Raw genomic sequence first — 24,071 nt, 5'->3', positions numbered from 1 at the left:
GTAAACCAGCCTAGAGGTTCGTGGTTGGCTTGCCAACTGCAGGGCTACCGAAAGCCCGCCCTGTACTGCGAAGCAGTCAGGGTCGGGTAGTTTACTAGTCTTTGACCCATAGCACTGACCCTTGCCCCTGGCTACAATGGGGGGACATGCTTAATAAAACTTCAGAACCCAAGGGTGGCTATGGTTGTCAGCTTGGAACGGGATCCCTGCGTGGTGCCTTCTGCTGGGGAGTTGCGGCAGGTGCTACAGGGGGTTGGCCCTCGTTCTTGTCCCTTGCAGTACAACTTTCACCTACACACTCGTTGTTCGGATGGGCAGATGGATCCCGTGGATCTGGCGGAGCAAGCACGCCGGCACGGTCTGAAGGGACTGGCCATCACCGATCACCACACCCTGAAGGGCTACGAGCGAGCCCGCGCCCACCTGGATCGTCCCGACGACCCCATCCTGTGGCCGGGGATCGAGATCACCGCAAACCTGTTGGGCTGTGAAGTGCATATTCTCGGCTACGGCTTCGATCCCACCAATGGTGTCCTGGATCCCTTTGCCCAAGGGGAGCAGGTTCCCGGCTTGCCCGCCGCCGACGCAATCCAGGCCATTCAAGCGGCAGGAGGCTTGGCGGTGTTGGCCCACCCCTTTCGCTATTGCCTGCCTGCAGAGGAAATTGTCCCAGCCGCAGCGGAGTTGGGAATAGATGGCCTTGAGGTCTACTACGCCTACAAAAACCCGGAGATTTGGATCCCTAGCCCGGAAGTGACGGAGAAAGCCGAAGAGCTGGCCGAGACCTACGGACTTTTGAAAACCTGTGGCACCGACTCTCATGGCCCCAGTATTCTGAGGCGGATTTGAGCCAGGCTACCCAGAACAAGCTGCTACGGGCGTGGATAGAGCAACTGTCCAAGCCGGCGCAACTGCTCTGCGGTGCCCATACACAGCAGCAGATCCCCCGGCTGCAACAGGGTTTCTCCGCTGGGGCCACCAATCAACTGGCCATCCGCCCGTCGAATCGCCACCACTAAAGCTCCGGATCGGTTGCGCAAATCGGCTTTCCGTAGGGTTTGCCCGACATAAGGACATTCTTGGGCTGCCAGCTCGTACTCCTCCAGGTAGAAAGTGCGATCCCGACCGACAAGGATGCCATCCACAAAGTCCACAACCCGGGGGCGTAAGGCAGCCGCCGCCATGCGTTTTCCGCCCGTGATGTAGGGAGAAATGGCATGGGCAACGCCCGCCCGCTGCAGTTTTTGCAAAGCCTCCTCCGTATTGGCGCGGGCAATGGTGCGAATGCGGGGGTTCAGGGTGCGGGCCGACAAGACCACGTAGAGGTTCTCGGCATCGGAAGATAGGGCGGCAATCAGCCCCTCCGCCTGTTGCACCCGCGCTTCCAGCAAAGTGGCATCTAGAGTACTATCCCCCTGGAGAGCCACATATCCCAGCTCTTGAGCCACCTGAATCGCCTCAGCAGACTGATCGATCACCAAAAATGGCACCCCTTCTGCTCGAAACTCTTGGGCCACCTGCCGGCCAATGCGCCCGAAACCGCAAATGATGTAGTGGTTGTTCAGCGCTTCCATCTGTTTCTTCCATTTCCGTTGCCGGATCCCTTCCTGAAAATGTCCCTGGATGAGGGCCTCTGTAAAGCGATTCACCATGAACCCGATGCTCAAGACCCCCATCAGGATCAAGGCCACCGTAAATAAACGCCCCCGCTCCCCCAGCGGCTCCACCTCCATAAAGCCAACAGTGGTCAGGGTGATGATGGTCATGTAAAAAGCCTCCACCCACGGCCACTGCTCCACCCCGTGGTACCAGAGGGTGCCGATCAGCACCACACACACCAATGCCCCCACGCCCAAGCCGAGGTCTCGCCGGATTCCGGGATCCTTTTTGGCAGCCTGGAAGAGGGGACGAGCAGAAGCCATAGAGCCCAGCCAGATCTAGCCCAGGAAAAGGAAGCAAGAACTAGAATGGGGAAGAACCCGTTGTTGTTCGGTAACAAGCGGAGTGCCGATGCCTGAATACATCAAAGTGGAATATCGGATCGACAAAAACGGACAGGTCGCCGAGACCGTACTGAATGGTTCTGGCTCCAGTTGTACCCTAGCTACCGCCGGCTTGGAATCGGCGCTCGGAGCCGTGCAGAAACGGGAGCTCTTGCCGGAGTTTCACCAACTGACTGAAATCGAGAGGGAGTCAGAAGTCTCTTTGAAGCAAACCCGCTGACTCCATATCCATTTGCCTAGGGTTCTCACCGTCTTCTCATTTTTTCTTTTTGCTCCCCTTTCCGGCCGTATTGCCGGCCCGTGCCGCTTCAACCGCAGCCTGAAACAGCCAAACAGCCAATGGAGCAGCGACAACCAAGATGATGCTGGTGGGGCCGACGCCAAAATCCGGCTCGCCAGAAGCCAACTCGAAAATTGAGCCAACAGCAGCAATGGCGCTGAGGCAGGAAACGGCCAAGAGCAGGTAACCTTTAACGCTGGTGGTCATAGAGAACCCGTTTGAGAACTACACTTGCGCAGTACAGGGCAAGCCGGTCGAATGCGTATTCATTCGCCAAAAAGCCCTCCCACTCCTGAGAGGGCTACCTTTCATGCTAAGAGCAGGGATCCCTGTCCAGCAAGGCAAAACCAAAAGTGGGATCCCTAGAAGTTCAGCACTTGGGGTGTGGATTTAGCCGTTCACGATGATCTTGCCGACCATTCCGGCCCCGCGGTGGGGCGTGCAGTAGTAGGTGTACTCACCTGGAGGAACATCAACAAAAGCCGACTCCACCACCTGCTTGGGAGCTGTAAGCAGCGCCTTGTGGGAGAGTTTGGCCGCCAAAGCCGCATCTCCACCGGGCACCTTGTCGAAGACAACATTGTGGGGGTAGACCTTGTTGTTCACCCACTGAACGGTATCCCCTTGGTTGATGGTGAGAGAAGGCGGATCGTAGACCAACTGGGCTTTGTCGGATCCCATTTTGACGATGTAGGTTTCGGCAGCAGCAGGGTTGGACAAGAGCGCCACAGCTACCCCCCCAACCACAAGGCTGAGCAGGATGAGCTGCAAACGCTTCACCAGGTTGAAAACTAGAGACATGGATTCCTCTCAAAACGTAACAGCAGTTATCCCAGACTTTGCGGCTCGGTTGCCCCTTTCCAGGTTGCGAAGAGCACCCAGCCAGGCGGATGGGCAGCAGGGACAGTTGAATTCCCAATGCTCATTATAAGAGGGCTCATCCCAGAATAGAGCAATGCCCAACTGCGGGGCGGCAACATCCATCCTTTACAGGGAGCCGCGGCAGACCGAACCCGCCAAACAGCACAGCTCTTCCAGAAACCTACGGCAACCCTGTTGCCAGGCAATCCGATGCGGCTGGATCCCCAACCACTTGGGGTAGAGCATCTTGGCAGTTGGCGAGCGTGCGCAGGGAACCGAGAGCCAGTTTTCCGGGTCGTCCTCATCTCTACCCAAAAGTGCTTCGCAAAGTTTCGCAAAGTAGAGATTCTTTTTCCGTGGGATCCCTTAAAGTCCAAGAGTGTCTTGCCTAACAAATCCGTAGGGTTGTCGATGCACAAGAAGGGCAAATCATCCTAATCTCAAAGAGCAGGTTCTTGGATGCTGCTGGTCGGTATTCCTTTGAGATTCCTCAATAACATCACCTGAAAGTCAGTTGGTTGTTCAGCCCTCACCAAAATAGGGAGTCTGTTAAGATGAGCGTACAGCGTTCACCCGTAGTTGGTCCAAGCAAGAGTCGGCTTGCAACAAGTTTAGAATCGACGGATCAGCGGCTTAACATTCAAATCTTGGCCCGGTGTATTGGCACTGCCTTGAACCTGGGCGCTCCCCTCAGGGTTGAAGTACACTACACCTCAAAAGTGCAGCAGTAAGGTTTTCTTACCAGGCCGATCTGGAGGCACAGCTTCATACTGCAGTTTTTACTTATCTGAGCCTGGAGTGAGTTTTTGGACTTCTTACTTCACTGTATAGCCATATAGCCACTGCTAGCTAAGACAACGCATCTAGCGTATGAGGAAACTCCTCTGGCTCTCTAGAAGAGAGGAGCGAGCGTAAGCCAATTTCTCGGCCAGAAGGTTGTATGGCAGTCGGCTACAGGGATCCCTGAACTTCCTGATCCTGAGATGCTTTGGGGATGAGTTACATTGCCATCGGCCAAACCCTTTGCCAGAGGTTGAAACTGATACATTCACGCTGAACTCTCCTGAACATGGTTCAGGAAAGAAGCGATCGCATCCTGCCTATCTCTGTTCGCGTCAGCGGGACGGAGTCCAAACAGGAAGGCGGTATCCCGCAAAGCCCTGAGGAATACCCCCCGAGCGCTTTCCCCCTTCACTTCCCGGCAACCGTTGCGGTGGACTCAAGGATCAGGGGGAAACTTGGTCTACTATATCCCTCTCAATGACTTTTGCCAAACCGCCTAAAGCTCAGTAAATTCAGCAAAGTTCAGGGTTTTGGGGGTTAGAGGCATGCTCTCTCCCTCTGAGGTGCGGGATCCAGAAACCCTTCTGCCCCGGAGGGCAGGGTGCTCTAAGTTGGCTTAACATTATTTCATGACCGGGCCTGGCCCTCACCTTGCCAAGGGCGGGTGGCCAATATCAGTGCCTAGGGATCCGGCTCAACTTCCTTCCCATTGCAGGCAAAACGACCATGGTAGGCATCTTCAAGCGCTTGTTCGGCTCGCGCGGCAAAGCTGCGGCCACGTCCTCACCGGAAACTGTTGCTAAACCAACCCCTACGAAAGAGAGGAAAGACAATACTTTTTTTCTCGACCCAGATGAAGCCAAAACCCTTGGCAACATCGAGTATATGCGCACCCCCAGGATCGTGAAGCACACCTTCCAGGATTTCGGCAGCAAGGAGAAGGTGGAGGTGGTGGAGCAGGTCTCTTCCCTCAGCAAAGTTAAGTTGTCCACAGAGCAAGCCAAAACTCCTGAAACTGCTGCTGAGCAGGGATCCTCCGCTTCAAGCAGCAGCGGAGCAAGCCCACGCCGTCAGGGGGGATCGGACATGGATACCTTCCGCAATATGGCCCGCAGCCTAAAACGCAAATAAGCCAAACTCAGGTTGATCCCTGTCAGAGCCAACCAGAGGCTGGATCCCAGCTTTCCTCTTCGCAGCAGCGACAGGCGTGATACAACTGCTATCGAACCGGCTAATCTGCGACTGAACTGAGGAGGAGCAATGGCGATTAAGCGAGGCACCTTGGTGCGGGCTATCCGCGAGAAACTGGAGGGTAGCTTAGAAGCGCAGGCAAGCGATCCTTTTATTCCCAACTACGTTTTCGAGACCCCCGGAGAAGTCGTGGATATCAAAGGTGACTACCTGCAGATTAAGTTTGGGGCTGTTCCCACCCCTACGGTTTGGCTGCGGGCGGATCAGGTTCAGGAGATGGCGGGTTGAGTAGAAGCACGGAATGTTCCCCATCTGCATACCCCGTGATGGGGTGAAGGGGGATCCATGGCACTCCTGGCTGCTCCCAACCGTGAACAAATCCTGCAGCGTAGGCAGCTTTTGCGTCGGCAACGGCGCAGCCGGTTTTGGCAGGGATCCTGGCGCCTGACCGGTTCGATGACCCTCTTGACGCTGCTGGTGCTGGGCCTACGGCAGCCCCACTGGCAAATTCGTCAGCCAGAACAGATTCAGGTAAAGGGTGCCCACCGGGTCGATCCCGCCTGGATACGGGCACAATTGCCCCTGCAGTATCCCCTCAACATTTGGCAGGTGCAACCGGCTGTTTTGGAAAGGGCTTTGCTGGGATCCCCGACCCGCCCCTCTCCCATCGAAAGCGTCCAGGTGCAGCGACGGCTGCTGCCGGTGGGTGTCATCGTCCAGGTGCGGGAACGGCAACCTGTAGCGCGCGCGCGATGGGGCGACCAGATGGGCTGGGTGGATGTCCAAGGCAACTGGCTGTCTCCCGATCCCTACCGTTCCCCCAAGTCTTGGCCTGAGCTGGAGCTGCTGGGCTGGGAGAACCACACCCCAGACCAATGGGCGCTGTTGCTCAAGGCTTTGCAGCAATCCGAAATCCAGATTAGGGCAGTGGATTGGCAATCTGGAGCGGGAATTACCCTGCATACTGAGCTGGGCAACGTCTACCTGGGGCCGATTTCCGACCGCTTGCCCTTGCAAATTCAGACCCTCAACCAAATGCGGGATCTGCGCCGCTACTGCGAGTGTACGCCCGACGACATCGTCCAGATTGACCTCACCAGCCCCAGTGTGCCCACCTTGCAACTTACCCCCACGGCCACCCAGGAGCGCTGGAAAGACGTGCGGATGCCCTAGCTTTGCTATGAACCCGGTGCCGGCGGTGGAGGTGAACCAATTGTGGACAGCTTATCCCGGTCATCCGCCGGTGCTGCAAGGGCTGGATCTACGGGTCGAGGTTGGGCAACATCTGGGGGTGATCGGCCCCAATGGCGCGGGTAAAACTACCCTGTTCCTCACCCTCTGCGGCCTGTTGCCCCCCTGCTCTGGCCAGGTGAGTTTGTTTGGCCAGCCGCTGCGGCCCGGCCAGTTTCGCCCTGAGGTGGGGTTGGTGTTTCAGGATCCCAACGACCAACTGTTTGCCCCATCGGTGGCCGAAGATGTGGCCTTCGGACTGCGCAATTTGGCCCGTCCTGAGGCGGAGATTGCGGCTGCCGTTCAGGCCGCCCTGCAGATGACCGGCACCCTCCATTTGGCCGATCGTCCCCCCCATCACCTCTCTGGTGGGGAAAAGCGCATGGTTGCCATTGCCGGGATCCTGGCGATGCAGCCCCAGTTGGTGCTCTACGATGAGCCGACGGCCAACCTCGATTTGCGAGCCCGGCGCCGGTTGATAGTTTTTTTGCAACAGGCCGCCCACACTTTTCTGCTGGCTTCCCACGATCTGGAGCTGATCCTGGAGGTGTGCGATCAGGTCATCCTGTTGGATCAAGGGCGGATCTGGGCCCAGGGATCCCCGGCCCACCTGATGGGCCGAGCCGACCTCATGGAAGCCCACGGCCTGGAAGTGCCCCCCTCGCTGCGCCGATAACGACAAAAGTTGAAAAGATATCAAGAATTATTTTTAAGCTGACAACATTTTTGCCTCTCTTAATAAAAAGCTATCGTGCTAATTAAAAATATTGATTTTCGTCCAGGATTAAATAGGGATATCATTTTGTTAAGTCGGGGATCCCTTCTCTGAGCTGTCCTAGTCAATTTTGTATGATCGATTTTGTACAAGAAAGATGTGGACTTAGCTCAGAGTTGGCAGCTTTGCCCGCCTGAGTGACAGTTGCGCTTAACCCTGATGGCTCCTACAACCTTTTCCGACTTCAGTCTGAGGTCTGCGGCTGGGCAGAGCCTTCTCCCCTCAGAGGGGGGTCTCTGGTGGCTGGGGTAGGTGTCGCCGGGAAAAGCTGTCAATCGAGATTTGGGCAGAGGATCTCTCTGATGAAATCGAAAGGAGATTGCATGAGCGAACCCAACAAGCGAGATCAATTTGCCTTGTTGCTGGGTTCGACAACGTTCAGGAACTGAGTGTGTTCAAAAGTGGAGAGTTGATATGCCTATTGCAGTTGGAATGATCGAAACCCGCGGGTTCCCGGCAGTGGTAGAAGCTGCCGACGCCATGGTCAAGGCAGCCCGCGTTACCCTGGTGGGTTACGAGAAAATCGGCAGCGGTCGGGTCACCGTGATCGTGCGGGGGGATGTCTCGGAGGTGCAAGCCTCGGTGGCTGCCGGTTTGGAGTCTGCCAAGCGAGTGAGCGGGGGTGAGATTCTCTCCCACCACATCATTGCCCGTCCCCACGAGAACCTGGAGTTTGTGTTGCCCATCCGCTATACCGAGGCGGTAGAGCAGTTCCGCACCTAGTCCCCACTTCAGTAAAGTTCGCACCCCAGAAAGTTCGCACCCCACTTTCACTTTCAGCGTAAGGAGTACCTATGGCTATTGCAGTTGGAATGATCGAAACCCTGGGCTTCCCGGCAGTGGTAGAAGCTGCCGACGCCATGGTCAAGGCAGCCCGCGTTACCCTGGTGGGTTACGAGAAAATCAGCAGCGGTCGGGTCACCGTGATCGTGCGGGGGGATGTCTCGGAGGTGCAAGCCTCGGTGGCTGCCGGCATTGACTCGGTGAAGCGGGTGAACGGCGGCCAGTTGTTGTCTTGGCACATTATCGCCCGTCCCCACGAGAACCTGGAGTACGTGTTGCCCATTCGCTACACCGAGGATGTGGCTCAGTTCCGCGAAGGGGTAAATGCCATCCGTCCCTTCACCCGTCCCTGATGCGTATTGCCATTGTGCGGGGCACCGTCACCAGCACTCAAAAGGATCCCAGCTTGACGGGCGTGAAGTTTTTGTTGGTGCAGTACGTCGATCTCGAGGGCCAGCCGCAACCCGATTACGCTGTGGCTGCCGATCCGGTGGGGGCCGGCATTGACGAGTGGGTGCTGGTTAGCCAAGGCAGTGCCGCTCGCCAGCCGCAAGGAAACCAGACTCGCCCGCTGGATGCGGTGGTGATGGCGATTATCGATACGGTCAGCGTTGGCGGTCGCTCTCTCTACAACAAGCGCGATCAACGCTAGCTGGGATCCCTTCCCTTCTCATCTCTCTTGCTGCCCTTGTCCGCCCTACTGCGTTCTAGAGGCTCACGGTTATGCCTGCTCACACCTATGCTGCACCGCCAACGCCCTGGTCTCGCCGACTGGCGGAGCCCAAGATCGATCCCACAGCCTACGTGCATTCTTTCTCCAACCTCATTGGGGATGTGCGGGTGGAAGCGGAGGTGCTGATCGCCCCGGGAACTTCCATTCGCGCTGACGAGGGATCCCCCTTCCACATCGGCGCCAGATCCAACATTCAGGATGGGGTGGTCATCCACGGCCTGGAACAGGGGCGGGTGATAGGAGAAGACGGCCAACCCTACTCCGTTTGGATTGGCAGAAACACTTCCATTGCCCACATGGCTCTGATCCACGGGCCGGCCTACGTGGGCAACGACTGCTTTATTGGCTTCCGCTCGACGGTGTTCAACGCTCGGGTTGGGGATGGCTGCATCATCATGTTGCATTGCCTGATCCAGGATGTGGAGATCCCCCCAGGCAAGTACGTGCCTTCTGGATCCATCATCACCACCCAGGCCGAGGCCGACCGGCTGCCCGACGTCCAGGATAGCGATGCCAAGTTTGCCCAACACGTGATCGGCATCAACCAAGCCCTGCGAGAGGGCTACCAGTGCAGCGAAAACCTCGTCTGTATCGCTCCCATCCGCAACGAACTGCAGCGCACCTCTAACTCAACGGCTACGGAGACGGCACCCATGACTCATTCTTCCCATCGCGGCAATGGCCGGAACGGCGGCGGATCCCCTCTCAAGCCGGAGGTGGTGGAGCAAATTCGTGCCCTGTTGGCCCAAGGCTATCGCGTGGGGCTAGAGTATGCCGATGCTCGCCGCTTCAAAACCTCTTCCTGGCAAAGCGAAAGCCCAATCACCAGCACCCACGAGGCGGAGGTGGTGCGATCGCTGGGGGCCATCCTGGCGGAGCACCAGGGAGAATATGTGCGCCTACTGGGGATCGATCCCAAGGCCAAACGGCGGGTGCTGGAGCAAATCATCCAAACCCCCGATGGGCCGGCGCTGGTTTCTGGGATGCCCAGCCGCGTCTCGGCAGCCGCTGCCCCGAGTTCTGGCACATCCGGCCCTCAGTCTGGCTCAGGGCTAGAGGAAGAAATCCGAACGCTGTTGGCGCAGGGGTATCGCATTGGCCTGGAGGTGGCCGATGCCCGCCGCTACCGCACCTCTTCTTGGCAGACCTTGGGCAATTTGAGCGGTCAGCCGCAGGAGATTCTAGCCGCTGTTCAGGCTGCCCTAGCAGAGCACCAGGGAGAATATGTGCGCCTGTTGGGGATCGATCCCAAAGGCAAACGGCGGGTGCTGGAGAAGGTCATTCAAACCCCGCAAGGCCAGGTGAGCAGCAGTCCTGCAGGAACCGGCGTGGTGGCAGATACGGCTCCTGCGGCAGGGAGCAGTGCCGGCCTGGATCTGGAGGTGCAGGAGGAGGTGCATCGGCTGCTGGCTCAGGGCTATCGCATCGGCTACGAATATGCCGACGAGCGCCGCTTCAAAACCTCTTCCTGGCAGAGTGGGCCGGCCATTCGCGCCACCCGCGGGCCAGAGGTGTTGGCTAAGCTGACGGCTGCCCTGGCGGAGCACCAGGGAGAATATGTGCGCCTGCTGGGGATCGATCCCAAAGGCAAACGGCGGGTCTATGAGCGCATCATCCAAACCCCTAGCGGAAAATCTGCTGCTGCTGCCGCGGCTCCTGCTTCTGCCCCCAAGGGATCCCCTTCTGGCACCCGCCTCAGCGCCGAGGTGGTGGCTCAGGTGCAGCAGTTGCTCAGCCAAGGCTACCGCATCGGCACCGAACATGCGGACAAGCGCCGTTTTCGCACGTCTTCCTGGCAAAGCTGTAGCCCCATCGAGGCCACCCAAGTGCCGCAAGTGGTGGCAGCTCTGGAAGCCTGTCTGGAGGAACATCGCGGCGAATACGTCCGCCTGCTGGGTATTGACCCAAAAGCCAAACGGCGAGTGCTGGAGCAGATCATCCAAACCCCTTGAGGGATCCCAGCTTTTTTTGACCTCTGTTGGTTCAAGCCCAACCCCCCAGCGATGAGGAGCACTTTGTTGGCCTCTACTTTGCCCAACTCCATGACGCTCCGCGCCTTGCCTGGCCAGAACGACGAAACTCGCTATTTTGTCAGTGGTGAGGTACAGGTGGAAGCCGGGGCGGGGATTGGGGCAGGGGTGCTGCTGCGGGCCAACCCCGGCTGTCGAATTCACATCGGGCGCGGCGCGTGTATCGGCATGGGATCCGTTCTGCACGCCTGTGGGGGATCCCTCATCGTGGAGGCGGGAGCAACCTTGGGAATGGGGGTGCTGGTGATCGGGCAGGGCACCATCGGCAAAAACGCCTGCATCGGCTCAGAAACCACGGTGCTGAATTGTTCGGTGCTCAGCCAAGCAGTCATTCCCCCCGGCTCGCTGCTCGGGGATCCCACCTATGGTTTCGATCTCCAGGAGGCGGGCGGCAGCAAGCTCACCCCGGCAGAGCCCTCGCCGGCGGCAGTGGAAATGGCTCCAGAGATGTCGCCTGAGCCGTCTCCCCCACCCAGTTCTCCGGTGGCCAATGTTGAAAAGCAAACCCGCCGTTGGCACCAAGAAAAATCCGACTCCCCAGAGACCAAAACCCATAAGCTCAATGGGATCCCTGGCCATTGGGAATTGGATCGCCTCTTGAGCAAGATTTATCCCCATCGACAGGTGCTCTCCTCTGGGGATAGCCGGATCTGATGGCTAAACTGGCGTGAGTAGTTAGGATGCCGATGTCAACCTCCCTGGGCCTGATTCAGACGCGCAGCTTTCCGGTCATCGTGCGCATTGCCGACGCTATGACCAAGTCGGCAGGCGTGACGCTGATCGGCTTTGAGAAAACCTCGGGGGGCTATTGCACAGCCATTGTGCGGGGGGGAATTGCCGATGTGCGCATTGCCATTGAGGAGGGAATTGAGCTGGCCCGCCAGTTCGAGCAAGAGGAGATCTCCAGTTTGGTGATCCCGCGCCCCCTGCCCAACTTGGAAGTGGTGCTGCCGATCAGCAGCAAGCTGTCTCAACTGGCACAAAACCGCGGCTACAGCCGCCTCAGTAACTTGGCCGTGGGCCTGCTGGAAACTCGCGGCTTCCCGGCAATGGTGGGAGCTGCCGATGTCATGCTCAAAACCGCGGATGTCCAACTGGCGGCCTACGAGACCATTGGGGATGGCCTATGTACGGCCATTATCCGCGGTACAGTGGCCAACGTGGCCATTGCCATCGATGCCGGCATGTACGAAGCAGAGCGCATTGGGGAATTGCACGCGGTGGCAGTGATCCCCCGCCCTCTGGACGAACTGGAGCAAGCGCTGCCCGTGGCCAGTTGTTTTGTTGCTCAACCGGTTACCCTGCCGGTAACCCTTCCTCAAGTTCAGGAACAGGAAGTGCAGCGCAACGATACGGCTGTGGAACGGATCCCTGTTTATCTGGAGCCGCCTGAAACTCCCTAGCCCCCTGAGCAATCCATCTGTTGCCCAAGAAAGCCGAGCAGGGCAGAACGGAAAAATGCTAGGCTACTGAAAGACCTGGGTCCGTGCAGCTCCGACGCCCAAACCGTGTCAGGATCGGAAGATAGCAGCACCACGGGATGCTCTGAGCAGGCGCGTCAACCCGGGTCGCCCTTTGCTACCCCACTTTCCTCTCTGCTGGGTCATTCCCCTTCTCGCCTTTCTCCCCCTTGTCCTAGCAATGTCCGAGACAGACAATCCCCTCGCCAACTGGGCTCAAAAAGCCTTTTACTTCGGCATGGGTTTGGCGGCTGTGGCGGCGGATAATGCTGCCAAGGTGGCCAGCAAAGCGGGTATCCGTCTGATGGAGTTGCGCAAGCAGGCGCAAGCTTTGGTGGACGAGCTGGTGGAGCGGGGGGCGATGACCGCTGAAGAGGCGCGGGCTTACATGGATGCCATCGCCGCCAACGCCAACCGCAAGGGAGAAGACAGACAAACTGCCGGTCCCCGCAAGATCACCATCGACGACATTAGCAATGCCGAGGGCGAGGCAGGCACGGCCATCGAACTTTCAGAAGCGGCCCGTTTGCGCCAGAAGATCGCCGAATTGCAAGCTGAGTTGGATCGCATCAAGGGCAAATCTTGAGCGGAAGGACAGCCCGGCAGGAAGGTAGGAATGCATTGCTTCCTAGCTCCTCTCCCCTTTTGCATAGCGGAAGCGGTACCGCAGAGCACTTGGGAAGTGTCTCAACCTAACTTGAAATGACCCTAAAGATTGAGGCTACCGTCAGGTGGATCGTCTCTGTGAAGTGTTAGGGATCCTCATCCTTGTAGAGCGAGGAGCAGGTCAAGCTGATTCATTTCCAAACTGCAGAAAAGATAAGGGCGTCTGCCGGGTGGGCAGGAGCGTCTCAATCGAGTCTCAATCAAACTGGGTTGAGTTTGAGCTCAGGCAGCAGGAATGAGGATCCCGTCTTCCGAGAGAAACCGGGAGCTGAGAAAGGGACGCAGCGCCTTGGGAATGCGAATCGAGCCATCCGGCTGTTGGTGATTTTCCAGCAGGGCAGCCAGAGAGCGCCCCACCGCCAAGCCAGATCCGTTCAGGGTGTGGACAAACTGGGTGCCTTTCTGGCCGGCTTCTTTGTAGCGCAGGTTAGCACGGCGGGCCTGAAAGTCCCAGCAGTTGGAGCAACTGGAGATCTCGCGGTATTGATTTTGGGAGGGGAACCACACCTCCAAGTCAAAGCAGCGGGCTGCCGCAAAGCCCAAATCGCCGCTACACAGCTCCACCACCCGGTAGGGCAGCTCCAGCATCTGTAAGATGGCCTCGGCATCCTGCACCAGCTTCTCGTGTTCGGCTTCCGATTGATCTGGGCGAGTGACCTTGACCAGCTCCACTTTTTGAAACTGGTGCAACCGGATCAGCCCCTTGGTGTCGCGGCCATAGCTGCCCGCCTCACGGCGAAAACAAGGGGTGTAAGCACAGAAGTAAAGAGGGAGGGACTCCGCAGGGATTACCTCATCCCGGTACAGATTGGTAAGGGGAACTTCCGCCGTCGGGATCAGCCACAGGTCGTCGTCAGCACAGCGAAAGCTGTCTTCGGCAAACTTGGGCAACTGCCCCGTCCCCTGCAAAGCGGCGCTGTTGACCAAAAAGGGTGGGATCACCTCGGTGTAGCCGGCTGCAACGTGGCGCTCCAGCATCATGGCAATCAAAGCCCGTTCCAGGGCCGCGCCCGCCCCTACCATAGCCACAAAGCGGCTTTGGGCCACTTTGACCGCACGGCCAATCTCCAGCAACCCCAGTTTTTCGGCAATCTCGTCATGGGGAAGGACAGGATGGGCCGGCTTTAGCTCCTCACCCCAGCGGCGCACCTCTACATTGTCGGCCTCATCTCGGCCAACCGGCACGCTGGGCAGGGGCAAATTGGGCAGGGTAAGCAGCCGAGCACGAATCTCCTCTTCCAGCTCCCGTTCCTGCTGCTCCAGTTGGGCAATCTCGGCCTTGAGATCCACCCCCCGCTGCCGGAGGGCCGCCACTTCGGGGCCTTGGGGATCCGCCCCCTGGCGGAGGATCTCGCCGACTTTTTTGCCGAGGCTGTTGCTTTCGGCCTGCAGGGATCCCTTGCGGGCCTCCAACTGCCGCCGCTCCCGATCCAACTGCAGGATCCCGTCCAGATCGACTGTGGCCCGGCGGTTTTGCAGGGCTTGGCGTACCTGTTCAGGGCGATCCCGCAGCAGCTTCAGATCCAGCACAGAGACGGCCTACACTTAGCTCCAGATATCCGACCTATTTCTTTAGCCAGCTAAACATGGCCCGCAGCTCCCTGCCCACCTGTTCAATGGGGTGTTCGGCCTCGCGGCGCCGCATCGCAGTAAGCCCTGGCTTGCCGGCCTGATTTTCCAAGACAAATTCACGGGCAAATTGGCCGCTTTGAATCTCGGCGAGGATGCGTTTCATCTCGGCGCGGGTTTGCTCCGTAATGATGCGGGGGCCACGGGTGTAGTCGCCGTATTCTGCCGTGTTGGAGATGCTCTGGCGCATTTTTTCCAGGCCGCCCTCGACGATGAGATCCACGATCAGCTTCACCTCGTGCAGGCACTCGAAGTAGGCCAGTTCCGGCTGGTAGCCCGCTTCCACCAAGGTTTCAAACCCCGCTTTGATCAGAGCCGTCAGCCCACCGCAGAGCACCACCTGCTCGCCAAAGAGGTCGGTTTCGGTCTCTTCCCGGAAGGTGGTTTCCAAAATGCCGGCCCGCGTGCCACCGATGGCTTTGGCATAGGCCATGGCCCGCTCCCGTGCCATTCCCGAGGCATCTTGATAGACGGCAAACAGGCAGGGCACCCCTTCCCCCGCTTGGTAGGTGCGCCGCACCAAGTGCCCAGGGCCTTTGGGGGCAACCATGATGACATCCACGTCTGCCGGCGGCTGGATCTGCCCGAAGTGAATGTTGAAGCCATGGGCAAAGAGGAGCACGTTCCCCGGCTGCAGGTGGGGACGGATTTCGCCCTGGAAAACGGCCTTTTGCACTTCATCGGGCAGCAAAACCATTACCCAATCGGCGGCAGCGGCAGCATCCGCCACCGTTTTGACCATTAAGCCGTCTTGCTCGGCTTTGGGCCAGGAAGGGCTGCCAGGGTAAAGGCCAACGATGACCTGGACACCGCTATCGCGCAAATTGAGGGCGTGGGCGTGGCCTTGGCTGCCATAGCCGATGATGGCAACGGTTTTATCGGCCAAAGGCTCCAGGTTGGCGTCGGTGTCGTAGTAGAGGCGGGCCATGGTCGAGCAGGGCGTGAGCAGGTGCTTGACTAGGATAGCAGGATTGGATCCAACTTGCTGACCTCAAGCGCCGTGATGAACAGTTTTCACCCACCTTAGGCGCTTGGGCTGTACACACATGCGAGCGGTTGTGGCGATCATAACCGGCAGCCAGTGGAGCATGTAGACCAAGCCCAGGGCGGTGTGCCACCAAAGTCGCCGTCCGCGCAAGCCCTCCACCTGGCGTAGCCCCCGGTAAAAAGCCACCGTCAGGCAGCCCATCACCAGAGCGTTCAAGGGGAGCAGCACCGAGGAGTGGCCCGCCAACAGCACCCAGAGGGTGTCGGGAACCAAGGCCATCGGCAGCAAGTACTGAGAAATAAAGAAGGCCCAGAGATCTACTGTTTTGGCCATCCCCATGCGGCGACCGAGGATCCCTGGCCAGTAGTCGAGATAGCGCTGGTAGCCCCCTTCCGCCCAGCGGCAGCGCTGGTGCCAGAGACTTTTCCAAGAGGTGACCCCTTCTTCGACGATGGCCGGCTCCGTCAGAAAGGCGATATCTACGCCCGCCAGGTGCAGCTTGAAGGTGAGATCCAGGTCGTCAGTGAGGGTGCTCTCATTCCAGCCGCCGCACTTTTCCAAGACATCTCGCCGCACCAGTTGGCCATTGCCGCGTAGCTCGCCAATGCCCCTCACGGCCACGCGCTGCTGCTGAAAATAAGCGTCGGAGGCCATTTCCGCCACCTGCCCCAGAGTCCAGAAGTTGACGTTGGGGTTGCTCAGGGCCTTGCGCACCTGGACAGCGCCTACCGTCCGTCTGCTGAAACGGCTGCGCAGGCTTCCCACTTGAACAAACAAGGGCAGAGTGCGGGCAAGAAAATCCGAAGGCACCACAGCATCGGCATCGCAGACCAGGATGATCTCCCCTTGGGTGAGGGGCAGTACCTCGTTGAGGGCGCCGGACTTACCCCCGCCCCGCCCCGGCTGCCGCCGGTAAACCCGCAGATGGGGGATCCACTTTTGGGCTTCCCGCAGAACTTCAGGGGTGGCATCGCTGCTGTTGTCGTCGATGGCCCAGAGCTCCAGATGGCTGGTGGGGTAACGGAGCTGGGTCAAGCTGTGCAACAGCCGTGGGAGCACTGCGCTCTCATTCTTGGCTGGGATCAACACAGCCACACGGGGCAAGGCCAGCCCGCCCAACTCAGAAAGCCCGCTCTGCCCATCCCGTTGCATTGGCAGGACAGAGTCATTGTTGTTAGGGTCATCGCTGTTATCTGTTGACCTGGGATCCCGGCGGGTCGCAGCGGCAGGAGGAAGTCTCAGAGGGGGCAGGGAGGTCGCCGGTTGCAGGCGAAATAAGCGGCTAATGTGGATCACCATGAACGTGGCCAAACCAACGGTGATCCAACGGGCCGTCGGCACCACATGCATCAGGCTGACCAACCCCCACACCATGGCCAGAACCAGCAGAGCCTTGAGACGGCGGCGCTGGGCCGAGGTGAGCAACCAATCGGGAAGATGAAGATCCTCGAGAGGCTCTGGCTCTGACCAGACGAACTCAGACATGGGAATCCTCCCCCGGCCGGCAATGTTACCCAACCTCGCCAGCCTGTGCGAGCGTTAACCCAAAGGCTGTTAAGAGGTTGTTACCTATTGTCACCCATTGTGTTGGCGAAACGGAGTTCTCGAGAACCTACAGGCGAGAAAAATTGGGGATCCCGACTGCCGCTTCTCCGGCAAGGGGGTGAGTAGCCTATGGGTTACCGCGAATCTCTTTGATCACCCCATCTTCCAGAAGGATCTCGACCTGCATTTTCTGGATCAGGTTGTCTCCTTTTTGGACTCGGAAGAAGCTCTCCACATTGCCCTGCAGCACTTCTTGGTTAAGCTCCAGGGTGCTCAGTTGGTTGATCTGCTGCAACAATTGGTTTTTCTGATCCAAGAGGCGGATTTTCTGCTCGTTCACGCGGCTTTTCACCGCTTCCACCTGTTGGAGCACTTGGGGGCTGTTGGGGTTGGGGCTCTGTTTCTCCAGTTCGGCAATAGCCCGCTTGCCCTGAAACTCCAGTTGTTGCATCTGAGCATCGGTGGCTTCGATCTGCCGCTCTAATTGCTCCTGCATTTCCTTTTTCCAAAGGGGTGTGACCACCACCTTAACGGGAATGTTGCGTTTGAGCAGTAATTGAGTGCCGTTGCTGACGTTGTTTTCTTCCATAAGACTCATCCAGGCAGACGACCAACCAAACCAGGGGCTTGTGCCCATTGTAGAAAGCTCCCCTCAAAAGCTCTGGGGTTGGGGAAGAGGAGCTTGACAGACCGGATCCTCCCCCGCCGAGCCGGAGAATCCATCTACTTATCCTACCGGCTGGGATCCCTGCGGTAAAGTCCTGATTTCGGGAAACTGCAATTTTGGTTAAGGATCTTAAAGGCCGCCGCCTTGCCCTGGCACAGATTCGGCTAGCGTGAGAGACAGTGTTCTTTTTTGCGGCAGCCATGAGCGAACGGGCCTCGACCCCTTCCAAGCCCTCTGCTGGGATCACCGAGCCGGTGCGGATTGCCTCTCGAAAAAGCGAGTTGGCTTTGGTGCAGACCCAGTGGGTGATGGGTCAGTTGCAAGAACACCATCCGGGATTACCTCTGGAGCTCAACACTCTCTCCACCCAGGGAGACATCATCCTGGATGTAGCCCTGGCCAAAATTGGAGACAAAGGTCTCTTTACCAAGGAATTGGAGGTTAGCCTGCTCAACGGCAGCAGCGACTTGGCGGTACACAGCCTTAAAGACTTGCCCACTCGCCTGCCGGAGGGCTTGGTGTTGGGGGCGATCACGCGGCGGGAGGATCCGTTGGACGCTTTGGTGGTGGGGGAAAAGTTCCGGGATTACCGACTGGCCACCCTGCCAGAGGGGACGGTGATCGGCACTTCATCGCTGCGGCGGCTGGCCCAACTGCGCCATGCCTTTCCCCACTTGCACTTTAAGGATGTGCGGGGCAACCTCAACACCCGCTTGGCCAAGCTGGAGAGGGGAGAGTACGACGGCCTTATTTTGGCAGTGGCCGGGTTGAAGCGCCTGGGCAAAGCCGACCGGATCCACGAGGTGCTGGATCCCGGCGTGTCTCTGTACGCGGTTGGCCAGGGATCCCTGGGAATCGAGTGCCGGCAGGGAGATGAGCGGATTCTGGAGCTTATCCGACCCTTGGCGGATGTGGAAGCGACGGCGCGCTGTTTGGCCGAGCGGGCCTTCTTGCGGGCTTTGGAAGGAGGGTGTCAAGTGCCCATTGGCGTTCACAGCCAAGTCCAAGGGGAGGAGCTGCACCTAACCGGTATGGTGGCCGACCTGGATGGCCGGCGGCTCATCCGCGACAGCCAAATGGGATCCGTAGCCGACCCGGAAGCGGTGGGGGTAGCTTTGGCAGAAAAGCTAAAACGGCAGGGGGCCGACGAGATTTTGCAAGCCATTTTTGCCCAGGCCCGCCGTTAGGCTTTTCCATCCTTTCTGAGTAAGCTTTGAGGTCTGCAGCCAGGGGGAGTTGAAGAAAAGGGGGGCACGGAAGTCCCCCCTAAGGCAAATTTCACTCAACTTCAAATGGGAAATTCGCATTCGCAGCAGCAGTATCTAAGCTCTAGCTTAGCTTCCAAAACCGCCGTATCATCTTGAACTACTAAGGTCACTCGGTTGTTGGCAATCTCTGCCGGCGAGAGGGTTAGAGTTTTGGTGAAGGTTTGGCCAGGCGGAATTGGGGTAGGCGGACTTGAGAAAGTATACAAAAACCCCGCTTGAGTTGAAGTCCCGCCGTTGAATAGGTAGTACCTGTCGTTCCCGGCATTAGGAGCTGTGTTACTTGTTGCCTGCAAGTTATTGCGATAGGTAAACGTAAGGGTGCCTCCCATCCGGCAGCCTATTCTACAAGGGGGGCTCCATTGGAAGGTATGAGCAAAGAGTTTATTGGCTTGGCGCTCTCCCCAGTTGACTGTCCCGAAAGGGCCCTGGAGAGTTGTCCAAATGTTGGGGTGAAGCTCCGATTGCAGGGGGGAAGCAGGGTTTGGCGGAGGAGCGCTGAGGGTTACTGAGCGCAACACCATGGGTCTCGAGCACGGAAGGCCAGGCAGAGGTCTTGGCGAAGGGGGGAAAGGAACCTGGCGGAATAGCTCATCTACAGTTTCTAAGGATTCTGCCGGAGCTATGGGAACTGGGGAGGGTATCGATCTAGGCACAGAAGGCATAGGCTGCCTAGCTGGCTCCGGGGCCTGAGCCACTAAAAGATGATCTTCAGCCAAGGCAACACCCGAAAGAGAACCACTCTCCCAAAGGGGCGTAAGTAGCAAAGCCAAAATGCCCAAACGCAGTCCTACTTCTCATTTGTATTCTCCAAATCTTGATAGAGATGCCCACTTCCTTCTCAGCTCAAGCCAAAGCTGAGAATTTACTAGCAAAGACATTGGCGAATACAAGCAGGTTCCTTAAACTTTGTAAATTCTTGTGAATTCCAGCTCAATTCCAGCTTTTTCCTTTGCTTGATCATGTAGCGGGGCTTGGCTTCCTAGAAGGGCAAGAATTAGAGACGGGAGAAAATCCGCCGCTCAAACTTCAGCCCAATCCAGATCACCCCGATCCCACAGGCCACCAACACCGCCGACTTGGCCAACAGGCCGGTTGGGTACTCGAAAAAGCGGGTCAGCACCACCAGGGTTAGCCCCAACAGTCCCTGCCAGAAGCGCCCCCGCCGCCCTTGCTGTAGCCCTTCCCAGCAGAGCACTGCTGACAGCCCCAGCAACAGCAAGGTCACTATCCAGGGGGCAAAGAGGACCAAGGCTGCTCCTGCCGTCACGTTCAAAGGCACAGAGCTGCCGATCCCCAGCAAAAGCGCCAAGGCAACCAGAGAAATCAGAACAGCAGCATCCTTCAGCCAAGACGAAACGGGCTGGGATCCCTTCTCCTGCCAACCCTGCCACCAGCTCCAACCGGCTAGCAATAGCAATCCTGCTGCCGACAGGCCCGCCCAGGGATCCCCAACGTTCCAGAGGGGATCCTCGGAAAGATCGACCCACCTCCCGACAAAGCTCCAGACATAGAGCAGGACACCCAGCCCCAGCAGAGCCAAGTTCTGGGCTGTCGGGGCCAAATCCAAGCCTTGCTCCAGCTCGCCGGGAAGCTCTGGATCCCTTCCTTCAGTTAAAACCCGGCTTAGCCAAGGCTTATGGCGTTGGTGCCACAGACCCAACCCCCACACAACTGCAACACCAAGCAGATGCAAAAGGGTTAAACCTTGGAAAGAGCTGCCCAAACGCTCGGCTAACCCTTGCAACGCCAGGCCAAAGTTCACCACGGCCAGGGCAAAAACCCAGCGAGAGCAACACCAATAGGCCAGAGGAACCAGCAGGCCCAGGGTCAACCAAGGATAGAGGATGACTCTAGTCAATAATAAGCTCAACTATACTGAAAATAATGTATAATATGCTCAGTACGGATTACTACCAGTTGATCTTTCTGTTTACTTTCGAGTCTGCCAACATGGTAGCCAAAGCAAAGCAGAAAATTGGTAGTAAGACGACACGGAAACTGCGCTTTGGGTATTCTACTCAAAGCTTTGCGGGATACCGCCATTCTGGTTGGAAACAAACAGAATGCTATCGCTGCATAGTTGAACAGTGATGTTCAGCAGTGTTCAGCGTAAATGTATCAGGAAGTTGACAGTCCCCCAATCCACGAAGTCGGCTACCATCCCCGAGCCCAGCAGAAGGCAGGCCAGTACACCGCTGGGGCTGTGACGCAAGCCGTAGGCCATGGCCAAACTGCCCATCCCCCAGGCCCAAAACAAGCCTGCCGCGGATCCGCCAAGCTGAACCCACTGGGCCATCAGGCCAATACAGGCTCCCAGGGTCAGTTCACCGGCTATCAGCAGGGCGCTACCCAGACGCTGGGATCCCTGCTGCCAAACCTGGAAGCCAGCCACCTGCAGCCCTACCATGAGGGCCAAGCACCCCCAGGCTCTGGCCCAGCGGGGAATGGCAGCCCAGTTGGCCGCCACAAAGGAGATCACCCCTAGGCCCACCAGAACTGCGCCAAACAGCAGCAGCACCAGGGCAAATCGCCCGCCGGCTGAGCGTTGCAAACTCTCCAGTTGGTAATACGCCCGCAGCCGATCCCGCTGCTCAGGTTCAATCAACTCCTGCTCCACCCAGGCATCCAGCAGGTTGGCCAGTTGGCGGCGGAAACGCTCGCCGGGGTAGGGGGGGCGGGGAGAGGTCATGGCGGGATCCCGACAAGCGAAAGGAGGCTCGGGCGTTAAAGGAGTGGGATCGCTGAGGCGATTATAGTCCCTCACCCCTGGCTCCTCTCCCTCTAGGAGAGAAGGAATTGGGATCCCACTGCCTGAAGCACCCGCTGCAACACCTCCTGGTAGCCAGCTACTGGATCCCCCAGATCAAAGCGAAAGAGATCTTTATCCAGCACCCGCGGCTCAGATCCCCCCCGATCCCAAAGACGGCAGGTATCGGGGCTAATCTCGTCGGCTAGCAGGATCTCTCCCTTCTCGTCCAGGCCAAACTCCAGCTTAAAGTCCACCAACTCTAGGCGGCAGCTTCGCCAGAAAGCCTGCAGATGGTTGTTGATGGCCAAAGCCAGGGATCCCAAGCGCTCCACCTGCTCCGGCGTGGCCAACTGCAATAGGCGGATGTGATCTGGGGTCACCAAGGGATCCCCCAAGGCATCGTTTTTGTAATAGAACTCCACCAGCGGCGGCTCGATGGGAAGGCCCTGCTCCAGGCCCAGCCGTCGGCAGAGGCTACCCGCTGTGCGGTTGCGCACCACCACTTCCAAAGGCAGGATGTGCAAGGCTCGCACCTGCATCTCGGTGGGGCCGGTTTGGGCCAAGAAATGGTTGGGGATCCCTTGCTGCGCCAGGTAGGCAAACACATGGCTGGAGACGGTGCAATTCACCTCTCCCTTGCCGGCGATGGATCCCCGCTTTTGGGCGTTGAAGGCCGTGGCGTCGTCTTTGTATTGGCAAAGATAAACCCTGGGATCGGCAGTGCGGTAGATGCGCTTGGCCTTGCCCTCGTAGAGCAGCTCTTGGGGGGAGAATGGCATACGCTAACCCCTAGTATCCGGCCAGCCGTCCGCGGATCCCTTGCCAGAAGGTGATGGCCAAGATGCGCAGATCCAGCCACAGCGACCAGTTTTGCACGTAATAGAGATCATACTGGGTGCGGCGGGCAATGCTGGTATCCCCCCGTAGGCCGTGGATCTGGGCCCAGCCAGTCAGGCCGCTTTTCACCAAATGCCGATCCGGATACTTGGGGATCTCCTGGCTAAACTGCTCGACAAAGTAGGGCCGCTCTGGGCGGGGGCCCACTAGGCTCATTTCCCCTTTCAGGACGTTCCACAGTTGGGGCAGCTCGTCCAGGTTGGTGCGGCGCAAAAAGGCTCCTATCTTGGTTCGGCGCGGATCCCCGGGGCGCGTCCAGCCCGGCTGGCCGGCTGCCTCAGCATCCACTCGCATGGTGCGGAACTTGGCAATCCAAAAGCGACGCCCGTCCAAGCTCACCCGCTCTTGCCAATACAGAATGGGGCCAGGACTGCTGCAGGCTACCAGCAGGGCAATAATCAAAAACAGAGGGCTAAGCAAGATCAGGCCCAGGGAAGCTCCTAGGATGTCTACAGCTCGCTTGAGGAACCGGTTGTGGGCGTAGCGCAAAGGGGGCTGACGCAGAGTTAGCAGCGGGATCCCGTCGAGAGACTGCAGGCTGAAGTTCACCGTTAAAAAACTTAAGATATCCGGCACCAAGCGCACCTGCACCGACAATGTTTGCAAACTGAGCAACAGAGGAGCAGTTGCCAGCTCCGGTTGCCCAAACCACACCTCCTGCACTTCTGGGTGGGCTTGCAGATAGGCAATCAAATGGACCAGATCCAGACGCCCAAGAGCCGACCAGGAAGGCTCAAGCTGACTGCACAAGCAGGAGAGGGTTCCTCGGGATGAGCCGGACAGAGTCCTGTCGGCAGACTCAACCCCGCCAGAGGTAGGGCGGGCGGTGTTTAGTACTGGATATGAATCTTGACAGGGATCCCCATTTTGAGATGGGGGATCTTCCTCAAAAGAGCCTTGCTCTACGCCTGCCCAGGCGACTACCTGGAAGCCCAACTGCGGGGATCGCTGCAATCGCTCCAACACTTCCGCCAACACCGACCAGGATCCCACCCAGATGACCTGCCGCCGACCGTAGCCCCTAGAGCACAACCAGCCCATGCCCAGCCGCAACCCCACCCGTACCAAAGTCAAACTCAGCAGAGCCAACAAGCCGGCGTAGCCCACCACCAGCCGCGACAAAGAGACCGAGCGAACGAAAAAGGCCCCTGCCAGCACCAAACCAAACGTCAATCCCAACCCCACCAGCAAACTGGCCCATTCTTCAAAGCGAGACAAGCGCTTCGACTCACCGTATCCGCCTAAGCCCGCCTGAATGCCCCAATAACTGAGGGCGGTCAACAATCCCAAGGCCGCGTAGACATCCCAAGGCAAGAGCTGATGAGGACGCAAGCTGCGCAGCCAGTAGCCCGCCCCAAAGGCCAACCAAATACAAAGGCCATCGCCAAAACAGGCCAAGGGCACCCACAAACGATGCAGATCCAGACGAGTTTTATAGCCGCGTTCGGCCAAGGGTTATCTCCTTCGGCATCAAGACTGTTGACAATCTTACAGAAAAGATTGTGCATCTGAGGCTATTGGACAAGATCAGTG

The 24,071-nt window shown here is 58.2% G+C and carries 25 protein-coding genes and 1 other RNA gene; 15 read left to right on the top strand and 11 right to left on the bottom strand.

The features are described 5' to 3' along the window. The first annotated feature begins 180 nt into the window (after window positions 1–180). Window positions 181–849, top strand: a complete 669-nt coding sequence (locus tag ACVWXW_RS12150; RefSeq protein WP_457404009.1) for a PHP domain-containing protein — start codon at window positions 181–183, stop codon at window positions 847–849. 23 nt (window positions 850–872) lie between these two features. Here the strand turns inward: ACVWXW_RS12150 and ACVWXW_RS12145 are convergent, their stop codons facing one another. Beyond that, entirely contained in the window at window positions 873–1,922 is a 1,050-nt protein-coding gene (locus ACVWXW_RS12145) for a potassium channel family protein (RefSeq protein WP_414407990.1), read from the bottom strand. A gap of 88 nt (window positions 1,923–2,010) precedes the next feature. Here ACVWXW_RS12145 and ACVWXW_RS12140 point away from each other — a divergent pair, with 88 nt between their 5' ends. After that, window positions 2,011–2,223 (top strand): DUF2997 domain-containing protein, encoded by a 213-nt coding sequence (locus ACVWXW_RS12140; RefSeq protein ID WP_457404008.1) that lies wholly within the window; start codon window positions 2,011–2,013, stop codon window positions 2,221–2,223. A gap of 36 nt (window positions 2,224–2,259) precedes the next feature. Here the strand turns inward: ACVWXW_RS12140 and ACVWXW_RS12135 are convergent, their stop codons facing one another. Together ACVWXW_RS12135 and petE are read right to left on the bottom strand one after the other, a co-directional pair. After that, window positions 2,260–2,490 carry a hypothetical protein gene (locus ACVWXW_RS12135; protein WP_457404007.1) on the bottom strand — a complete coding sequence of 77 codons (231 nt, stop codon included), beginning with the start codon at window positions 2,488–2,490 and terminating at the stop codon, window positions 2,260–2,262. Between the two features lie 183 nt (window positions 2,491–2,673). Continuing rightward, a complete protein-coding gene (gene petE, locus ACVWXW_RS12130; protein WP_414373743.1) occupies window positions 2,674–3,084 on the bottom strand; it encodes a plastocyanin in 411 nt (136 codons plus the stop codon). Window positions 3,085–4,653: 1,569 nt separating this feature from the next. Here petE and ACVWXW_RS12125 point away from each other — a divergent pair. The 12 genes from ACVWXW_RS12125 (at window position 4,654) to ACVWXW_RS12070 (ending at window position 12,715) form a co-directional block, all read left to right on the top strand. Continuing rightward, window positions 4,654–5,058, top strand: coding sequence for a hypothetical protein (locus ACVWXW_RS12125; protein ID WP_457404006.1), 405 nt, complete (start codon window positions 4,654–4,656; stop codon window positions 5,056–5,058). Between the two features lie 129 nt (window positions 5,059–5,187). Further along, window positions 5,188–5,406: an NAD(P)H-quinone oxidoreductase subunit O gene (gene ndhO, locus ACVWXW_RS12120; protein WP_011433398.1), complete on the top strand. Its 219-nt coding sequence runs from the start codon at window positions 5,188–5,190 to the stop codon at window positions 5,404–5,406. Between the two features lie 57 nt (window positions 5,407–5,463). Then, window positions 5,464–6,291 carry a cell division protein FtsQ/DivIB gene (locus ACVWXW_RS12115; protein ID WP_457404005.1) on the top strand — a complete coding sequence of 276 codons (828 nt, stop codon included), beginning with the start codon at window positions 5,464–5,466 and terminating at the stop codon, window positions 6,289–6,291. A 7-nt stretch (window positions 6,292–6,298) separates the two neighbouring features. After that, a complete protein-coding gene (locus ACVWXW_RS12110) occupies window positions 6,299–7,024 on the top strand; it encodes an energy-coupling factor ABC transporter ATP-binding protein (RefSeq protein WP_414343792.1) in 726 nt (241 codons plus the stop codon). Window positions 7,025–7,537: 513 nt separating this feature from the next. Beyond that, window positions 7,538–7,846 (top strand): carbon dioxide-concentrating mechanism protein CcmK, encoded by a 309-nt coding sequence (locus tag ACVWXW_RS12105; RefSeq protein ID WP_011430450.1) that lies wholly within the window; start codon window positions 7,538–7,540, stop codon window positions 7,844–7,846. Between the two features lie 71 nt (window positions 7,847–7,917). After that, entirely contained in the window at window positions 7,918–8,259 is a 342-nt protein-coding gene (locus tag ACVWXW_RS12100; protein WP_011433395.1) for a carbon dioxide-concentrating mechanism protein CcmK, read from the top strand. After that, entirely contained in the window at window positions 8,259–8,558 is a 300-nt protein-coding gene (locus ACVWXW_RS12095; protein ID WP_011433394.1) for a EutN/CcmL family microcompartment protein, read from the top strand. The genes ACVWXW_RS12100 and ACVWXW_RS12095 overlap by 1 nt, the downstream gene beginning before the upstream one ends. Before the next feature lie 71 nt (window positions 8,559–8,629). Further along, complete coding sequence (locus ACVWXW_RS12090) at window positions 8,630–10,591, top strand: ribulose bisphosphate carboxylase small subunit (RefSeq protein ID WP_457404004.1); 1,962 nt, start codon at window positions 8,630–8,632, stop codon at window positions 10,589–10,591. A 66-nt stretch (window positions 10,592–10,657) separates the two neighbouring features. Then, window positions 10,658–11,323 carry a hypothetical protein gene (locus ACVWXW_RS12085; protein ID WP_457404003.1) on the top strand — a complete coding sequence of 222 codons (666 nt, stop codon included), beginning with the start codon at window positions 10,658–10,660 and terminating at the stop codon, window positions 11,321–11,323. Between the two features lie 32 nt (window positions 11,324–11,355). Then, window positions 11,356–12,072: a carbon dioxide-concentrating mechanism protein CcmK gene (locus ACVWXW_RS12080; RefSeq protein WP_457404012.1), complete on the top strand. Its 717-nt coding sequence runs from the start codon at window positions 11,356–11,358 to the stop codon at window positions 12,070–12,072. Window positions 12,073–12,144: 72 nt separating this feature from the next. Continuing rightward, window positions 12,145–12,242: signal recognition particle sRNA small type (gene ffs / locus ACVWXW_RS12075), an RNA gene on the top strand. A gap of 68 nt (window positions 12,243–12,310) precedes the next feature. After that, window positions 12,311–12,715, top strand: coding sequence for a hypothetical protein (locus ACVWXW_RS12070; protein WP_457404002.1), 405 nt, complete (start codon window positions 12,311–12,313; stop codon window positions 12,713–12,715). Between the two features lie 302 nt (window positions 12,716–13,017). On the opposite strand, the gene serS is transcribed toward ACVWXW_RS12070, so the two are convergent. The 4 genes from serS to ACVWXW_RS12050 form a co-directional block, all read right to left on the bottom strand. Then, window positions 13,018–14,325 (bottom strand): serine--tRNA ligase, encoded by a 1,308-nt coding sequence (gene serS / locus ACVWXW_RS12065; protein ID WP_457404001.1) that lies wholly within the window; start codon window positions 14,323–14,325, stop codon window positions 13,018–13,020. 34 nt (window positions 14,326–14,359) lie between these two features. After that, window positions 14,360–15,352, bottom strand: coding sequence for a ketol-acid reductoisomerase (gene ilvC / locus ACVWXW_RS12060; RefSeq protein WP_414388787.1), 993 nt, complete (start codon window positions 15,350–15,352; stop codon window positions 14,360–14,362). A 63-nt stretch (window positions 15,353–15,415) separates the two neighbouring features. Then, window positions 15,416–16,897: a glycosyltransferase gene (locus tag ACVWXW_RS12055; RefSeq protein ID WP_457404000.1), complete on the bottom strand. Its 1,482-nt coding sequence runs from the start codon at window positions 16,895–16,897 to the stop codon at window positions 15,416–15,418. Between the two features lie 187 nt (window positions 16,898–17,084). Beyond that, the gene (locus ACVWXW_RS12050; protein WP_011433386.1) at window positions 17,085–17,546 is read right to left on the bottom strand and encodes a YlqD family protein; all 462 of its coding nucleotides are present in this window, start codon (window positions 17,544–17,546) and stop codon (window positions 17,085–17,087) included. Between the two features lie 278 nt (window positions 17,547–17,824). On the opposite strand from ACVWXW_RS12050, the gene hemC reads away from it, so the two are divergent. After that, window positions 17,825–18,811 carry a hydroxymethylbilane synthase gene (gene hemC / locus ACVWXW_RS12045; RefSeq protein WP_457403999.1) on the top strand — a complete coding sequence of 329 codons (987 nt, stop codon included), beginning with the start codon at window positions 17,825–17,827 and terminating at the stop codon, window positions 18,809–18,811. A gap of 1,075 nt (window positions 18,812–19,886) precedes the next feature. Here the strand turns inward: hemC and ACVWXW_RS12040 are convergent. The 4 genes from ACVWXW_RS12040 to ACVWXW_RS12025 form a co-directional block, all read right to left on the bottom strand. Continuing rightward, window positions 19,887–20,750: a hypothetical protein gene (locus ACVWXW_RS12040; protein WP_457403998.1), complete on the bottom strand. Its 864-nt coding sequence runs from the start codon at window positions 20,748–20,750 to the stop codon at window positions 19,887–19,889. Window positions 20,751–20,996: 246 nt separating this feature from the next. Beyond that, window positions 20,997–21,656: a DUF2157 domain-containing protein gene (locus tag ACVWXW_RS12035; RefSeq protein WP_457403997.1), complete on the bottom strand. Its 660-nt coding sequence runs from the start codon at window positions 21,654–21,656 to the stop codon at window positions 20,997–20,999. A gap of 17 nt (window positions 21,657–21,673) precedes the next feature. Next, on the bottom strand, window positions 21,674–22,420 hold the full coding sequence (gene purC / locus ACVWXW_RS12030; RefSeq protein WP_414344193.1) for a phosphoribosylaminoimidazolesuccinocarboxamide synthase: 747 nt from the start codon (window positions 22,418–22,420) through the stop codon (window positions 21,674–21,676). A gap of 10 nt (window positions 22,421–22,430) precedes the next feature. Further along, window positions 22,431–23,990 (bottom strand): sugar transferase, encoded by a 1,560-nt coding sequence (locus tag ACVWXW_RS12025; RefSeq protein WP_457403996.1) that lies wholly within the window; start codon window positions 23,988–23,990, stop codon window positions 22,431–22,433. Between the last annotated feature and the right edge of the window lie 81 nt (window positions 23,991–24,071).

The organism is Thermostichus sp. MS-CIW-30 (genome assembly GCF_054058015.1).
Note: the sequence above shows the minus strand (reverse complement) of the source record. Positions and strands in the feature narration are given on the sequence as shown.

Excerpts from the sequence above, each read along its gene's own strand:
- ACVWXW_RS12150 (WP_457404009.1), top strand. The coding sequence starts at position 181 with ATGGTTGTCAGCTTGGAACGGGATCCCTGCGTGGTGCCTTCTGCTGGG.
- ACVWXW_RS12050 (WP_011433386.1), bottom strand. The coding sequence starts at position 17,546 with ATGGAAGAAAACAACGTCAGCAACGGCACTCAATTACTGCTCAAACGC.
- purC (WP_414344193.1), bottom strand. The coding sequence starts at position 22,420 with ATGCCATTCTCCCCCCAAGAGCTGCTCTACGAGGGCAAGGCCAAGCGC.
- ACVWXW_RS12125 (WP_457404006.1), top strand. The coding sequence starts at position 4,654 with ATGGTAGGCATCTTCAAGCGCTTGTTCGGCTCGCGCGGCAAAGCTGCG.
- ACVWXW_RS12080 (WP_457404012.1), top strand. The coding sequence starts at position 11,356 with ATGTCAACCTCCCTGGGCCTGATTCAGACGCGCAGCTTTCCGGTCATC.
- ACVWXW_RS12105 (WP_011430450.1), top strand. The coding sequence starts at position 7,538 with ATGCCTATTGCAGTTGGAATGATCGAAACCCGCGGGTTCCCGGCAGTG.
- petE (WP_414373743.1), bottom strand. The coding sequence starts at position 3,084 with ATGTCTCTAGTTTTCAACCTGGTGAAGCGTTTGCAGCTCATCCTGCTC.
- ACVWXW_RS12100 (WP_011433395.1), top strand. The coding sequence starts at position 7,918 with ATGGCTATTGCAGTTGGAATGATCGAAACCCTGGGCTTCCCGGCAGTG.
- ndhO (WP_011433398.1), top strand. The coding sequence starts at position 5,188 with ATGGCGATTAAGCGAGGCACCTTGGTGCGGGCTATCCGCGAGAAACTG.
- ilvC (WP_414388787.1), bottom strand. The coding sequence starts at position 15,352 with ATGGCCCGCCTCTACTACGACACCGACGCCAACCTGGAGCCTTTGGCC.
- ACVWXW_RS12095 (WP_011433394.1), top strand. The coding sequence starts at position 8,259 with ATGCGTATTGCCATTGTGCGGGGCACCGTCACCAGCACTCAAAAGGAT.
- hemC (WP_457403999.1), top strand. The coding sequence starts at position 17,825 with ATGAGCGAACGGGCCTCGACCCCTTCCAAGCCCTCTGCTGGGATCACC.
- ACVWXW_RS12090 (WP_457404004.1), top strand. The coding sequence starts at position 8,630 with ATGCCTGCTCACACCTATGCTGCACCGCCAACGCCCTGGTCTCGCCGA.
- ACVWXW_RS12140 (WP_457404008.1), top strand. The coding sequence starts at position 2,011 with ATGCCTGAATACATCAAAGTGGAATATCGGATCGACAAAAACGGACAG.
- ACVWXW_RS12055 (WP_457404000.1), bottom strand. The coding sequence starts at position 16,897 with ATGTCTGAGTTCGTCTGGTCAGAGCCAGAGCCTCTCGAGGATCTTCAT.
- ACVWXW_RS12070 (WP_457404002.1), top strand. The coding sequence starts at position 12,311 with ATGTCCGAGACAGACAATCCCCTCGCCAACTGGGCTCAAAAAGCCTTT.
- ACVWXW_RS12115 (WP_457404005.1), top strand. The coding sequence starts at position 5,464 with ATGGCACTCCTGGCTGCTCCCAACCGTGAACAAATCCTGCAGCGTAGG.
- ACVWXW_RS12145 (WP_414407990.1), bottom strand. The coding sequence starts at position 1,922 with ATGGCTTCTGCTCGTCCCCTCTTCCAGGCTGCCAAAAAGGATCCCGGA.
- ACVWXW_RS12110 (WP_414343792.1), top strand. The coding sequence starts at position 6,299 with ATGAACCCGGTGCCGGCGGTGGAGGTGAACCAATTGTGGACAGCTTAT.
- ACVWXW_RS12135 (WP_457404007.1), bottom strand. The coding sequence starts at position 2,490 with ATGACCACCAGCGTTAAAGGTTACCTGCTCTTGGCCGTTTCCTGCCTC.